Origin of the sequence: Paracoccus sp. UBA889, from assembly GCA_002294185.1 — a bacterium.
GTDB lineage: Bacteria > Pseudomonadota > Alphaproteobacteria > Rhodobacterales > Rhodobacteraceae > Paracoccus.
The window spans coordinates 12710-26282 of sequence record DBFD01000048.1 but is presented as its reverse complement, the minus strand read 5'-3'; the positions used below and the strand labels follow the sequence as shown (position 1 = coordinate 26282).

Annotated in this window: 16 protein-coding genes; 7 read left to right on the top strand and 9 right to left on the bottom strand. The window is 67.1% G+C overall.

The annotated features are described in order from the left end of the window. Positions 1 to 61 precede the first annotated feature (61 nt). From hisG to hisS, 3 genes are read right to left on the bottom strand one after another with little or no spacing between them, the layout of a single operon-like run. On the bottom strand, positions 62 to 769 hold the full coding sequence (hisG, locus tag B4L36_RS09230) for an ATP phosphoribosyltransferase (RefSeq protein WP_292955812.1): 708 nt from the start codon (positions 767 to 769) through the stop codon (positions 62 to 64). Continuing rightward, positions 766 to 1821 (bottom strand): ATP phosphoribosyltransferase regulatory subunit, encoded by a 1056-nt coding sequence (locus tag B4L36_RS09225; protein ID WP_414692166.1) that lies wholly within the window; start codon positions 1819 to 1821, stop codon positions 766 to 768. Before B4L36_RS09225 ends, hisG begins: the two co-directional genes overlap by 4 nt. After that, on the bottom strand, positions 1821 to 3302 hold the full coding sequence (gene hisS, locus B4L36_RS09220) for a histidine--tRNA ligase (RefSeq protein WP_292955806.1): 1482 nt from the start codon (positions 3300 to 3302) through the stop codon (positions 1821 to 1823). The genes B4L36_RS09225 and hisS overlap by 1 nt, the downstream gene beginning before the upstream one ends. A gap of 53 nt (positions 3303 to 3355) precedes the next feature. On the opposite strand from hisS, the gene B4L36_RS09215 reads away from it, so the two are divergent. After that, the gene (locus tag B4L36_RS09215; protein ID WP_292955803.1) at positions 3356 to 3574 is read left to right on the top strand and encodes a SlyX family protein; all 219 of its coding nucleotides are present in this window, start codon (positions 3356 to 3358) and stop codon (positions 3572 to 3574) included. 67 nt (positions 3575 to 3641) lie between these two features. Here the strand turns inward: B4L36_RS09215 and B4L36_RS09210 are convergent, their stop codons facing one another. Then, positions 3642 to 4454, bottom strand: coding sequence for a cyclase family protein (locus B4L36_RS09210; protein ID WP_292955800.1), 813 nt, complete (start codon positions 4452 to 4454; stop codon positions 3642 to 3644). A gap of 137 nt (positions 4455 to 4591) precedes the next feature. Here B4L36_RS09210 and B4L36_RS09205 point away from each other — a divergent pair, with 137 nt between their 5' ends. From B4L36_RS09205 to B4L36_RS09195, 3 genes are all read left to right on the top strand, one after another. Further along, positions 4592 to 5884, top strand: coding sequence for an adenylosuccinate synthase (locus B4L36_RS09205; protein ID WP_292955797.1), 1293 nt, complete (start codon positions 4592 to 4594; stop codon positions 5882 to 5884). Positions 5885 to 6002: 118 nt separating this feature from the next. After that, complete coding sequence (locus B4L36_RS09200; RefSeq protein WP_292955794.1) at positions 6003 to 6215, top strand: DUF2842 domain-containing protein; 213 nt, start codon at positions 6003 to 6005, stop codon at positions 6213 to 6215. Continuing rightward, positions 6212 to 6877 carry a thiamine diphosphokinase gene (locus B4L36_RS09195; protein WP_292955791.1) on the top strand — a complete coding sequence of 222 codons (666 nt, stop codon included), beginning with the start codon at positions 6212 to 6214 and terminating at the stop codon, positions 6875 to 6877. The genes B4L36_RS09200 and B4L36_RS09195 overlap by 4 nt, the downstream gene beginning before the upstream one ends. 85 nt (positions 6878 to 6962) lie before the next feature. Here the strand turns inward: B4L36_RS09195 and B4L36_RS09190 are convergent, their stop codons facing one another. The 4 genes from B4L36_RS09190 to B4L36_RS09175 form a co-directional block, all read right to left on the bottom strand. Beyond that, positions 6963 to 8366: an amidase gene (locus tag B4L36_RS09190; RefSeq protein ID WP_292955788.1), complete on the bottom strand. Its 1404-nt coding sequence runs from the start codon at positions 8364 to 8366 to the stop codon at positions 6963 to 6965. Between the two features lie 16 nt (positions 8367 to 8382). Continuing rightward, a complete protein-coding gene (locus tag B4L36_RS09185; RefSeq protein WP_292955785.1) occupies positions 8383 to 9408 on the bottom strand; it encodes a hypothetical protein in 1026 nt (341 codons plus the stop codon). Between the two features lie 122 nt (positions 9409 to 9530). Continuing rightward, positions 9531 to 10439: an RNA polymerase sigma factor RpoH gene (gene rpoH, locus B4L36_RS09180; RefSeq protein ID WP_292955782.1), complete on the bottom strand. Its 909-nt coding sequence runs from the start codon at positions 10437 to 10439 to the stop codon at positions 9531 to 9533. Positions 10440 to 10588: 149 nt separating this feature from the next. After that, positions 10589 to 11614 carry an RluA family pseudouridine synthase gene (locus tag B4L36_RS09175; RefSeq protein WP_292955779.1) on the bottom strand — a complete coding sequence of 342 codons (1026 nt, stop codon included), beginning with the start codon at positions 11612 to 11614 and terminating at the stop codon, positions 10589 to 10591. Between B4L36_RS09175 and B4L36_RS09170 the strand changes: the two genes are divergently transcribed. Further along, the gene (locus B4L36_RS09170; RefSeq protein WP_292955776.1) at positions 11613 to 11918 is read left to right on the top strand and encodes a DUF6476 family protein; all 306 of its coding nucleotides are present in this window, start codon (positions 11613 to 11615) and stop codon (positions 11916 to 11918) included. The genes B4L36_RS09175 and B4L36_RS09170 overlap by 2 nt on opposite strands. Here the strand turns inward: B4L36_RS09170 and B4L36_RS09165 are convergent. Next, positions 11909 to 12157, bottom strand: a complete 249-nt coding sequence (locus B4L36_RS09165) for an accessory factor UbiK family protein (protein ID WP_292955773.1) — start codon at positions 12155 to 12157, stop codon at positions 11909 to 11911. The two genes, B4L36_RS09170 and B4L36_RS09165, sit on opposite strands and share 10 nt — an antisense overlap. 131 nt (positions 12158 to 12288) lie before the next feature. Here B4L36_RS09165 and lgt point away from each other — a divergent pair, with 131 nt between their 5' ends. Both lgt and B4L36_RS09155 read left to right on the top strand, forming a co-directional pair. After that, the gene (gene lgt, locus B4L36_RS09160; RefSeq protein WP_292955770.1) at positions 12289 to 13167 is read left to right on the top strand and encodes a prolipoprotein diacylglyceryl transferase; all 879 of its coding nucleotides are present in this window, start codon (positions 12289 to 12291) and stop codon (positions 13165 to 13167) included. Further along, positions 13164 to 13573 (top strand): SAM-dependent methyltransferase (locus B4L36_RS09155; protein WP_292955767.1); only part of this gene is annotated, 410 nt, incomplete at its 3' end. The genes lgt and B4L36_RS09155, both read left to right, overlap by 4 nt.

The window sequence follows — 13573 nt, the reverse complement described above, 5'->3', positions numbered from 1 at the left end:
GCGCGGGATGGCCGGGAAAGAGCGGTTCATCACTCAGCCATGTCGGCCTTGAAGCCCCGCGTCACGGATTGGGGGGCAGGCTGTCGTTCTGCAGGTCCGTACCAAGCTGCGCCAGAAACCCTGCCAGTTCCGGACCCATCGCCGCGCGCGCCGCGAACAGCGTTGCCTGAGAGCGCAGGATCGGTTCCTCGGACAGGATCTTCAGGTTGTTGGCCCGCAACGTCGCCCCGGACGAGGTGATGTCGGCGATGGCCTCGGCGGTCTGGTTGGCAATTGTGCCCTCGGTCGCGCCCTGACTGTCGACAAGCTGGTAGTCGGCCACCTCATGCGCGGCCAGCCATGCCCGGACCAGCCGATGATACTTGGTCGCGACGCGCAGCCTGAAACCATGCGTCGCGCGGAAATCGCGGGCGATCGCGGTCAGATCGTCCAGCGTCTCGCAATCACGCCAGCATTCCGGCACGGCGAGGATCAGGTCGGCATGACCAAAGCCCATCGGCGCGATCTCGATCACCAGATCGCGCCACCCCGCAAGCTTCTCGCGCACCAGATCGGTGCCGGTGACACCCAGATCGATCCGGCCCGCCGCCAGTTCGCGCGGGATTTCGCCGGCCGACAGCAGCACCAGCGACACGCCCTCGGCGCCTTCGACCCGGCCGGTATAGTCACGCTCGGATCCGGTCCGCGCCAGGCCGACCCCGCGGGCGGCGAACCACGAGAATGCCTGTTCCATCAGCCGCCCCTTCGACGGCACGCCCAGCCGGATCATGACGCCTCCATTTCGGCGATGAGGCCGGGGCGGATGATGCCGCCCACGGCCGGAATTTCGCGGCCGCGGCCCAGGATTCTGGTCAGCGCATCATAGCGCCCGCCCGAGGCGACGGCGGGCCAGCCCGGACGGTCCGACAGGAAGCTGAAGGTGAACCCGTCGTAATATTCCAGATTGGCGCGGCCGTGGCTGGGATCGAAAATGATCCCCGCCGGCGCAATCCCTCGCGCCGCGATGGCGGCGAAACGGGCCTCGATGCGCGCGACCGAGGCCGAGATCGCCGGCATGTCCACGGCAAGCGCGCGCAGGGCGGTGATGGCGTCGGGCGCCGATGCACGCAGGGCGAACAACTGTTCCAGCCGCTCGATCCATGATCGCGGCAGGGGGTCCACCCGCATGTCTTGGCGCAACCGGTCGATGCGCGCCTGCATTTCGGCCCGGCTTCGCAGGCCGGACCATACCGCCGGCGGATCGGGAAAATCCCTGTCGGGAACCGGGGCCGAGAACCGCGTCAGCAGGCGCTGGAACCGTCCCGGCCGCCAGATGTGGTGCAGCAGCGCCTCGCGCCGTGGCTGCGGCAGGGGCAGGCCACGCACGGCGTCCATCAGCAGCCCCATATCGCCGGTCTCTGCCGTCAGCCCATAGGGCGCGAGCTGCCGATGGAACAACGCGAAGACCTCGGCATCGGCGGTTGGATCGCGGCTGAACATCTCGAACCCGGCCTGCAGATACTCGGCGTCGCGGGGCGCTTTCGGATGATGCTCGCCCATGTCCTGCTTGCGGAATACCTCGCCCAGATAGCAGTAGCGCGCAGGCTCGGCCCCGTTTTCCATATGTGCCTGCACGACCGGGACGGTAAAATCCGGCCGCAGCATCATTTCGCCCCGGATCGGGTCGGTGGTGACATAGGCGCGGGCGCGAATATCCTCGCCGTAAAGATCCAGAAGCGTTTCGGCGGGCAGCAGGATGTCGGGCGCGATCTCGGCCGCACCCGCCTCTCGGAACGCGGCCAGCAGGCGCTGGCCCACGGCCTGCCTGTCACGCTTGGGGATCATCCGAGGATCCGCCGGATTTCGGCAACCAGCCCGTGGCGCGGAACCTCGGTCTGTGCCGGCTGGGATTTCCATTCCTCGTGGCTGGCCTCGGCCGCGATCCTCGCGCCGAGGTTCAGATCCTTGACCTGAACCACGCCGCGCGCGGCCTCGTCAGCGCCCTGGATCACGGCCACGGGAGCGCCGCGCCTGTCGGCGTATTTCAACTGGTTGCCGAAATTCTTCGGATTGCCCAGATAGACCTCGGCCCGGATACCGGCGGCGCGCAGTTCCGATGCCATCGCCTGATAATCGGCCATCCGGTCGCGATCCATCACCGTCACCACGACCGGACCATCCGCTGCGGCGCCCGACAATCCCCTGGCCCTCAATGCCGCCAGCAGCCGGTCCACGCCGATGCTGACCCCGGTCGCGGGCATCTTCTGCCCGGTGAACCGCTCGACCAGCCCGTCATAGCGGCCGCCGCCCGCGACCGATCCGAATCGCCGCTTGCGACCCTTTTCGTCGAGGATCTCGAAGGTCAGTTCGGCCTCGAAGACCGGACCGGTATAATAGCCAAGGCCGCGCACCACCGCAGGGTCGATGACGGCGCGGTCGCCGCCTACACCCATCGCCTCCAGCATCGCGGCGATCTGCGCCAGTTCCTCGACCCCTTCGGCACCGATGGCCGAGCCACCCACGGCGGCGCGCAGATTGTCCAGCGTGGCCTGATTGTTGTCGCCACCGGAGGTCAGAAAGGCCAGCACCGGCGCGGCCTGGGCGTCGGACAATCCGACACCCTCGATAAAGGCGCCGCTGTCATCCTTGCGTCCGGCGGTCAGCAGCGCCAGCACGCCCTCGCGGCCGACCTTGTCGAACTTGTCGATCTGGCGCAGCACGCTTTCGGCCTGTTCGGCGCGGACCTCGGCGGCCTCCAGCACGCCGTTCAGGACCTTTCGGCTGTTGATCCGCACCATGTAGTCGCCGCGCGCGATGCCCACCGCCTCCAGCGCATCGGCCAGCATCACGCAGATCTCGGCATCGGCACCGACCGAGGCGCTGCCCACCGTATCCGCATCGCATTGATAGAACTGCCGGAACCGCCCCGGCCCCGGCTTTTCGTTGCGCCAGACCGGCCCCATCGCATAGCGCCGGTAAGGGGTCGGCAGATCATTGCGGAACTGCGCGGCCACGCGCGCCAGCGGTGCCGTCAGGTCATAGCGCAGGGCCAGCCAGTCACCCGAACCGCCGCCCGGCACCGTCTCTTCCTGCCAGGCAAAGACGCCGGCATTGGGTCGGTCCACATCGGGCAGGAACTTGCCGAGGGCCTCGACCGTCTCGACGGCGCTGGTTTCCAGGGGATCGAAGCCGTGGCGATGGTAGATTTCGGCGATGCGGTCCAGCATCGCCTTGCGCTCGGTCACATCCGCGCCAAAATAGTCGCGAAAGCCCTTTGGCGTCTCGGCCTTGGGGCGCGGCTGTTTTTTCTGATCCTTCGCCATGGTCTTTGCCTTTCGGGGCCAAATCCGTGGCTGCTGTAGCGGAAGGGAGTGACATGGACAAGGATGTGGCGGCCCGGCTGGATGCCCTGGAAGAGGCGCTGGCTCACCAGGCCCGCATGATCGAGGATCTCAGCGAGGTCATCGCGGCCCGGGATGGCGAAATCGCGCGTCTCGGCCGCCGCGTCACTCTGTTGATGCAGGCAGCGGCCGAACGCGAACTGGATGCGGGCGGATCGATCCCGCTGGCCGACCAGCGACCACCGCATTACTGATCCGGCGCTTTCTTCGTTGCGCAAATACCCGGGGGTAAGGCGCGGCACGCGCCGAGGGCGAGGCCCTTCAGACCACTGCGATGATGCGCGCAGGTCCCCCGGTGCCACGCTTGTGGCTGGGCGCGCCGACGAAGATCGTGGCGCCGGCGGCCGGCATCTGGTCCAGCCCCGCAAGGTTCTCGATCCCGTAGCGGCCGCCCGGCAGCCACGAATTGTGAACCGCGAAATCGGCCGAATTGCCGGGATCCAGCGACAGCGTATCGACTCCGATCCCGGCCACGTCCATCCCCGCCAGCATGTCCGTGGCGGCCTTCGAAAAGCCGGGAAAGGCGAAATTTCCGTCGCTGTCGGTGCGATAGGCGGTCTCGGCCAGTTTTGCGGCCCAGCCCGAATGCATCGCCACCACAGCGCCGGCCGGGATCTCGCCATTGGCGGATATCCATGCCTCGATATCCTCGGGCTGGACCATGGCATTGGCATCCTCGGACGCCTTCGCCCTCAGGTCCAGCACGCAGAGCGGACAGACAAGGCCGGCGGCCGGCAACTGATCGACCGAGGCGCCATCGGCCGAGAAATGCAGCGGCGCGTCGACATGGGTGCCGGAATGTTCGAAAATCGTCAGCTTCCACAACTGATAGCCGTCGCGATCAAGGATCTTGTCGGGCTCGTAGAGAATTCCGGGCTTGCCGTCGAAGGTCGGAAAATCGCCGTCCCAGGGATGGGTCAGATCGACGACCTTGCCCGATGACTGGGCCAGGGCCGGTCGGGCCGCCGCGGCACCCATGGCAAGGGCCGCTGCCCCCGCGGTCGCGCCCGAAAACAGCGAGCGGCGGGACAGCATGTTCGACTTGACCGATTCGACGATACAGGCGTGACACATGGCGCGGGTCTCCCTGATGGTTGCGCGTATTATTCCACGGTGCCGCCCCCGCGCCAAAGGAAATCGCCGCTTTTCCCCGGCACGGCCATGCGCTAGACCCTGCGGCGGTGATTTTCGGGCAAGGGAAGGACCGGCTCATGGCCAATGTGGTGGTTGTCGGCGCGCAATGGGGCGACGAGGGCAAGGGCAAGATCGTCGACTGGCTGTCCGAACGGGCCGACGTGATCGCGCGCTTTCAGGGCGGCCACAATGCCGGACACACCCTGGTCATCGGCGAGACGGTGTTCAAGCTGTCGCTTCTGCCCTCGGGCATCGTCCGCGAGGGAAAGCTGGCGGTCATCGGCAACGGCGTCGTGCTGGATCCCTGGGCGCTGTTTGCCGAGATCGACAGGCTGGCCGCGCAGGGCGTCCGCATCGACACAGACAGCCTGATCATCGCCGAGAACACGCCGCTGATCCTGCCGCTGCACCAGGATCTGGACCAGTTGCGCGAGGAGGCGGCCGGCAAGGCGAAGATCGGGACCACCGGCCGCGGGATCGGCCCGGCCTACGAGGACAAGGTGGGCCGCCGCACCATCCGGGTCGCCGATCTGGGCGACGACGAAACGCTGGAGGCGCGGTTGGACAGGCTTCTGGCCCATCACGACGCGCTGCGACAGGGCCTGGGCGCCGAGCCGATCGACCGGGCCGGGTTGAAGGCCAAGCTGCTGGACATCGCCCCCAAGCTGCTGCCCTATGCCGGTCCGGTCTGGAAGGTCATGGCCGAGGCGCGCAAATCCGGCAAGCGGATCCTGTTCGAGGGCGCGCAGGGTTCGCTTCTGGACATCGATTTCGGCACCTATCCCTATGTGACCAGTTCCACCACCGTTTCGGGCATGGCGGCCTCGGGCACCGGGATGGGGCCGGGCGCGATCGATTTCGTCCTGGGCATCGTCAAGGCCTATACGACGCGGGTCGGCGAGGGCCCGTTCCCGACCGAGTTGCACGATTCCGACGGTCAGCGGCTGGGCGAGCGGGGCCACGAATTCGGTACCGTCACCGGGCGCAAGCGGCGCTGCGGCTGGTTCGACGCGGTACTGGTGCGCCAGACCTGCGCGATCAGCGGCATGAACGGCATCGCGCTGACCAAGCTGGACGTGCTGGACGGGTTCGAGACGCTGAGAATCTGCACAGGCTACGAAATCGACGGCCGGCACTATGACTACCTGCCGACGGCGGCGGCCTTGCAGGCAAAGGTGGTGCCGATCTATGAAGAGATGGAGGGATGGGCGGAATCGACGGAGGGCGCGCGAAGCTGGGCCGATCTGCCGGCGGCGGCGGTGAAATATGTCCGCCGGGTCGAAGAACTGATCCGATGTCCGGTTGCGCTGCTGTCGACCAGCCCCGAACGCGACGATACGATTCTCGTGACCGATCCCTTCGCGGATTGAACCGGGGCCCTGCGTCCCGCGACCGCCGGGGGTTTCACACCCCTGGACCCCCGTGGGATACTTGGCGGACCAAAGCAGGCCGAGGGTCGTGTTTTTCGAGAATGGGCAGGAAGCGGGCATGAGATTGAAGACACGCAAGCGTTTGTCGCTGCTGATCCTCGTTCTGGGTCTGCCGGCCTATATCATCGTGGCGGTGATTCTCGTCAACTGGATGGATGATCGCTGGGGCCGGCAGCCGATCTGGATCGAGTTGGCGGTCTATGTCCTGCTGGGAGTGATCTGGATCCTGCCCTTGCGGCGCGTATTCACCGGAATCGGGCGCGAGGAATGATTGCGCCGGTCGTCATCGCGGATCGCGGGGTAACCGTGATCGGCGGCGGCGCGGTGGCGAAACCCGACCTGCTGACCGCGCTGGCCATTGCGCCGACCCTGGTCGCGGCCGATGGCGGCGCGGATCGTGCGCTGGCCCTGGGCCGACGGCCCGACTGGGTCATCGGCGATCTGGATTCGATCAGTTCCGGCGCCGAAAGCATGGTTCCCGCCGATCGCGTCGTGCGCGTGGCCGAACAGGACAGCACCGATTTCGGCAAATGCCTTGGCCGGATCGCGGCGCCTTTCGTCCTTGCCGTGGGCTTTACCGGCCTGCGCGTCGATCACACGCTGGCCGCGCTGTCGCTGATGGCGCGAGCGCCCCGACCGCCGGTGGTGATGCTGTCCCGGGACGATGTGATCTTCCGCGCGCCCTCGCGGACGACGCTGCCCTTGATGCCCGGCACGCGGGTTTCGCTGTTTCCCATGGGACCGGCCCGCGGTGTCAGCACCGGGCTTGAATGGCCAATCGAGGGGATCGAGTTCGACCCCGCCGGCCGCGTCGGCACATCGAACATGGCCACGGGATTGGTAACCCTGCGGATCGAAGGCCGGATGCTGGTCATGCTTCCGCGAAACGCGCTGGCCACGGTGCTGACGGCATTGCGCCTGCCCACCGGCTGAGGCGCCGGCGGGGCTTCGGCCGCCGGCTGCCGCTCCGAAGATCGGAAAGTCGCGATCGTTGAAATCCGCCAGGTCAGGATCGCCGTCAAGGGCGGCGATCGGGCCAGCGGGTTGCCTGGTGCCAGGCCTGGCCCAGTCGCAGGATCGCGGCATCCTTCCCGGTCGCTCCGGCAAGCTGCATCCCCATCGGCAGACCCGAGGCGCCGAAGCCCACCGGCACCGAAAGGCAGGGCAGGCCGGCAAGGCTGACCGGAACGACGATTTCCATCCAGCGGTGATAGGTATCGGCGGGACGGCCGCCCACCTGATGCGGCCAGCACCATTCGACCGGGAAGGGCCAGAACTGCGCCGAGGGCAGGGCGATGACATCCACCTGCTCGAACAGTTTCGCGGCGCGGCGATACCATTGGCTGCGAATCTCGCTGGCGGCATAGACATCGGCGGCACTCAGGGTCAGGCCCTGCTCGATTTCCCAGATCGCCTCCGGCTTCAGAAGTACACGCCTGACCGGATCGTCATGAAGCGCCCGCTTGCTGCCCGCGTTGAGAAAGGCGCGCAGGATCATCCACGAATGCCACAGCTTTTCGGCGGGAAAGGGCGGGTTCAGGGGCACGATCTCGCAGCCCAGATCGGCCAGGACATCCAGTCCGGCGCTGCAGAGCGACACGATCCCGTCCTCGCAGGGATAGGCGCCGCCCCAGTCGCCCAGCCAGCCGATGCGCAGCCGCTCGATGCGGCCGTCAAGCGCGTCGTCGTCGTCGCGCATCTCGCGGCCAAGGGGAACCGCGGGGTGGGGTCCGGCCATGACCGACAGCAATTGCGCCAGATCGCGGGGGCTGCGTCCCATCGGACCCAGCGTCGCCATCGTGGCCATGAAGCCGTCGCCCTGCGGTTCGCCCGGCACCAGCCCCCAGCTAGGGCGGAACCCGTAGACGTTGCAAAAGGCGGCCGGGTTGCGCAGGCTTCCCATCATGTCGGATCCGTCCGCGACCGGCAGCAGCCGCGCGGCCAGCGCCGCCGCCGCGCCGCCCGATGACCCGCCCGCCGTGCGCGCGGGATCGTAGGGGTTGCGCGTGGCGCCGAAGACCTCGTTGAATGTGTGCGAGCCAAGGCCCCATTCGGGCGTATTGGTCTTGCCGATGAAGATCGCCCCGGCCGCGCGCATTCGCGCCACGACCACATCGTCTTCCTGCGGCACGTGATCGGCAAAGATGGGCGAGCCCCAGGTCGTGCGGATGCCCTTGACGGCGGCCAGATCCTTGATCGCGACCGGCATCCCGTGCAGCCAGCCCCTGCGCGGGGCGGTATCGGCCCGGCGGGCCTCGGCCAGCAATTCGTCGCGCGGCCGCAGGCTGACAATGGCGTTGAGACCGGGATTGAGTGCCTCGATCCGGTCCAGATACGCCGTCATGACGGTCTCGGCACGAAGCCTTCCGTCGGCGATGGCCGCAGAGAGATCGGTGGCGTCGAGACTGGTCGGGTCGGTCATCTGATCCTTTCGGGCATCATCCGGCACAGATCTGTTGCAGCGCCAGCCATTGCTGGTCGGTCAGCAGCGGTTTCGGCGGCGTGGCGCTGCGGAAGGGATCACCCTCGATCAGAGGCAGGACCGAGGCTCCGGTCGGGTCGATCGAACGGGCATAGGGCTGGCTTGAGATTCCGACGCGGGCAAACTGGGCCAGCAGCGCCTGATCGTCGCCCCGGCGCGATGCGTGATTTGACAGCAAGGTCGGTCCATAGCCGGTCATCGCCCCCTCGGGCAGGGAACCCAGCGTCATCAGCCGCAGGGCGGTTGTCAATCCGGCATAGCCCAGGGCCTCCTGCCGGGCCTCTTTGTCGGTTTCGACCTGCCGGGCGGCCAGAAGATGACCCGCCGCTGCCTCGGGGCCGGAGGCGCCGACCAGCAGATCGGCCCCCATGACGTAAAGGTCGCCGGGAAGGCGCAGCGCCGTGTTCAATGGTCCCGGCACGACGCGGATCGCCGCCTCGTCGCCAAGCAGTCGTGGCGTCAGCCAGTCCAGCACCGCCTGTCCGGATTGGCGTTTGCAGACCGCGCCGGTGCTGCGTTCGACATCGGCCAGAACCGCCTCGCCGATCTGGCGCGCCTGGGCGGGCGGCGCGATCCGGGCCGCGTGGCGGACAAGCGTATCGGGTAGCCAGAAGACCAGTGCAGCCAGCATCGCCAGAATCGCAACCACGGTCAGCCCGTCGCGCAGACGCCCCGGATGGGCCCGGCGCGAGGCGATGGCGCGGTGCACACGGGCGATGGCCTCGATCATGACCGGATCCTCGATCTCGACGGTTTCGTCGCGATCGTCGGGGCCGGGGGAAAAGATGGCCGGGCTCTTGCCCGGATTGAGGCGGGTCACCGCGGGCAGCGACCAGTGAGACAGCGGCGTGTCGGATTTCGGATCGGACAGCATCAGCGTCGCGTCGCCGAAAGAGACGACAACCTCGCGCAGCCGGGCGTCCGGCGACTCGCGCCACGAGCCCTGAGCCTCGAGCCGTTGAAATTCGCTGAGCGCGGTCATCCTGTCTGGTCTTCCTGCCTCGCGATGACCATAGCGCGATGGGATTTCAGGTCAATCGGCGCGAAGCGCGGATCGCCGCGCCATGCTTTCCGCCGCAGCGCCAAACCGGCCCGAGGCCGAGGCTATTCGGCCCCTTCCGGCACCCGCATCCCCTTCTCTCGTGCCAGGACCCGCATCCGATCCTGCAACTTCTCGAAGGCGCGAACCTCGATCTGGCGGATCCGCTCGCGGCTGACATCATAGCGGCCGGACAGGTCTTCCAGCGTCATGGGATCGTCGCGCAGGCGACGCTCCATCAGGATGTCCTTCTCGCGATCGTTCAGCACATCCATCGCGGCGATCAGCATCTGCCGGCGGGTGTCCAGTTCCTCGCTTTCGGCATAGGCGTCGGCCTGATTGGCATCCTCGTCCTCTAGCCAGTCCTGCCACTGCGCCGTCGAATCCCCATCGGCCGAGCCGACGGTCGCGTTCAGCGAGGCATCGCCACCCGACATGCGCCGGTTCATGTCGATGACCTCCTGTTCGGTCACGTTCAGGTCGGTTGCGATCTGGGCCACGTTCTCGGGGCGCAGATCGCCCTCTTCCAGCGCGCCGATCTTGGATTTGGCCTTGCGCAGGTTGAAAAACAGTTTCTTCTGCGCGCTGGTCGTGCCCATCTTCACCAGCGACCACGAGCGCAGGATATATTCCTGAATCGAGGCGCGGATCCACCACATCGCATAGGTCGCGAGGCGAAAGCCCTTTTCGGGATCAAATCGTTTGACCGCCTGCATCAGCCCGACATTGGCCTCGCTGATCACCTCGGCCTGCGGCAAACCATAGCCGCGATAGCCCATGGCGATCTTGGCGGCCAGCCGCAGGTGACTGGTCACCATCTTGTGGGCGGCCTCGCTGTCCTCATGATCCACCCACGCCTTGGCCAGCATGTATTCTTCTTCGGGTTCCAGCAGCGGAAACTTGCGGATTTCCTGAAGATAGCGGTTCAGACCCTGTTCGGGTGAGGGGGCCGGTAAATTCGCATAAGTCGCCATCGCAAAGGGCCTTTCGCAGAGTCCGGGAAACGCAGGCGGCGCGATTGCGGTTCCGGGCGCCGGGCCGCGCAGCCTGGGAACAGACGAGGTCGTGACACAATCTGTCGGGTATTTCGTGCAATGCAATCTGGGCGCGGTTCACGTTGCCGTCAAGAGGGCGCGCCGCGCAGACGGTCCAGCAATCTTTGCATGTCCTGCGGCAGAGGGCTGTCAAAGGCCAGCGCCTGCTGGCTGACGGGATGGTCAAAGCCCAGATGCGCCGCGTGCAGGGCCTGCCGGGGAAAGGCCTGAACCTCTGCCGCCGCCTCTCCGAGGGACCGGATCGAGGCCCGGCGCGCACCGCCATAGACCGGATCGCCGATCAGCCCCAGCCCGGCATGAGACATATGGACGCGGATCTGGTGCGTGCGGCCGGTCTCCAGCCGGCATTCGACCAGCATCGCCGAGGGAGGCCGGCCAAAGCTTTCGATCATTCTGGCGCGGGTGACGGCATGGCGGCCCTTGTCGAACCAGACCGCTTGCCGCTGCCGGTCGGTTGCATGGCGCGCCAGCCGCGAGGCGATCTTCAGCACGCCGCCATCCTCGAAGGTCAGGCCGGGCGTGCCGCGCAGACGCGGGTCGGCGGCGTCGATCACGCCATGGGCCAGCGCCAGATAGCGGCGCTGCGCCGTATGCGCCTCGAACTGCGCGGCAAGCCCGTGATGGGCGCGGTCGGACTTGGCGACAACCAGCAGCCCCGATGTGTCCTTGTCGATGCGGTGGACGATGCCGGGCCGTCTTTCCCCGCCGATCCCGGACAGGCTGTCGCCGCAATGCGCCAGCAAGGCATTGACCAGGGTGCCCGAGGGGCTGCCCGGCGCGGGATGCACGACCATGCCCGGCGGCTTGTCGATGACGATCAGATCGGCATCCTCGTGAACGATGGTCAAAGGAATGGGTTCCGGCCGCGTCTCGACCGCGGCGATCTGGGGCAGGGCGATGCGGTATTGCTGACCCTCGGCCACCCGCGCCTTGCCGTCGCGGGCAACGCCGCCGGGGCCGCTGACGGCGCCCTCGGCGATCAGGCGCGCCAGACGGGACCGCGACAGAGCAGCGGCCTCTGGCACTGCCAGCGCAAGCGCCTTATCAAGCCGGTCGGGCGGATTGGCCGGGATGGTGATCAGAAGGGTCGACATGGGCAACGATGATAGGCAATGGAGCGACGCTGCGGAAGCGGTTCCGGAACTGCGCTTCCTGAAACGACTGGTCACCGGACTGGCGGTGGTCATGGGCCTGGGCGTGATCGCGCTGGTCGGACTGCTCTGGCTGCGCCTTGGCCAACCCGTGCTGCCGGACCTGCCTGCCACCATCTCGCTGCCCGAGGATGCGCGCGCCGAGGCCGTCACCTTCGCCCGCGACTGGATCGTCGTCGTCACCCAGACGGGCGAGGTGCTGCTCTATGACCGGATGGGCGCGTTGCGCGATCGGGTTCAGCCCTGAACCGTCTTTTCCAGCGCATCCAGGCGCGCCTTCAGCGCGGCGTTCTCGGTCCGTGCCTTGATCGCCATTTCCCGCACGGCATCGAATTCTTCCCGTGTCACGAAGTCGCGATCCGCCAGCCAGCGATCGACCCAGCCCTTCATCGCGGTCTCGGCCTCGGATTTCGCACCCTGGGCCACGCCCATCGCGTTGGTCATCATCTTGGAGATATCGTCGAAGAACTTGTTCTGCGTGGTCATGAATCGCTCCTGCCTTTGCGACCTTATATGGGCGTGGCGGCGCGGGCTTCAACGCCGCGGGGTGCGGCGAAGCGCCGGTTGACACCGCATCCTGCGCCGCTAGCGTGCGCCCCGCATTCCGCGAGGCCCCCATGATTCCCTTTCCCGACATTTCGCCCGAGATCTTCACCATCGATCTGGGCGGCCTTTCGCTGTCGCTGCGCTGGTATGCGCTGGCCTATCTGGCGGGGCTGCTGCTGGGCTGGCGGCTGCTGATACGCATGATGCGCAACGACGCGGTCTGGGGCGACCGGGCGCCGATGCGACCGGAGGCGGTCGACGATCTGCTGACCTGGGTCATCCTGGGCGTGATCCTGGGCGGCCGCCTGGGCTTCGTGCTGTTCTATCAGCCGGGCTATTATCTTTCGAACCCCGCCGAGATCCTCAAGGTCTGGGAGGGCGGGATGAGCTTTCACGGAGGCTTCGCGGGCGTCATCCTGGCCACGTGGATCTTCTGCAGGCGCCACGACATCCCGCCTCTGCGCGTGGCCGACGCGATGTCGGTCGTGGCCCCGATCGGGCTGTTCTTCGGCCGCATCGCGAATTTCATCAACGCCGAACTCTGGGGCCGGCCGACCGACATGCCGTGGGGCGTGATCTTTCCCGGCGAGGCCGCGCAATCCTGTCCGGGCGTCGAAGGGATCTGCGCCCGCCATCCCAGCCAGCTCTACGAGGCCGGGCTGGAGGGCTTGCTGCTGGGTCTGATCCTCTGGGCCGTGCTGCGCGCCGGCGGCCTGCGGCGGCCCGGCCTGTTGTTCGGGGTGTTCCTTGTCGGATACAGCCTGGCCCGCTTCTTCGTGGAATTTTTCCGGGTCGCCGATCCGCAATTCATCACGCCCGACAATCCGCTGGGCCATGTGATCGGCGGGCCGGTGATCGGGCTGAGCATGGGTCAGCTTCTGTCGCTGCCAATGCTGCTGGTGGGTCTGTTCTTCGTCCTCTGGGCCAGACGTCGCCCCGCCATCGCATGACGCCGCTGGCGCGCGTGATCGCACAGCGTATCCGCGTCGCCGGGCCGATGACGCTGGCCGATTACATGGAATTGTGCCTGATGCATCCGCGTCATGGCTATTATGCCAGCCGCGATCCCTTCGGGGCCGCGGGCGATTTCACCACCGCCCCGGAAATCTCTCAGATCTTCGGCGAGTTATGCGGGCTCGCCCTGGCGCAGGCCTGGATGGATCAGGGCCGCCCCGCGCCCTTTACCCTGGCCGAGCCGGGGCCGGGACGCGGGACGCTGATGGCGGACATGCTGCGTGCGATCCGGGCCGTGCCCGGCATGTCGGACGCGGCCGAGGTGGCGCTGATCGAGGCATCGCCCTTTCTACGCCAGGTCCAGAAAGACCGGCTGGGCGCGATCCGGCATCTCGATCACGT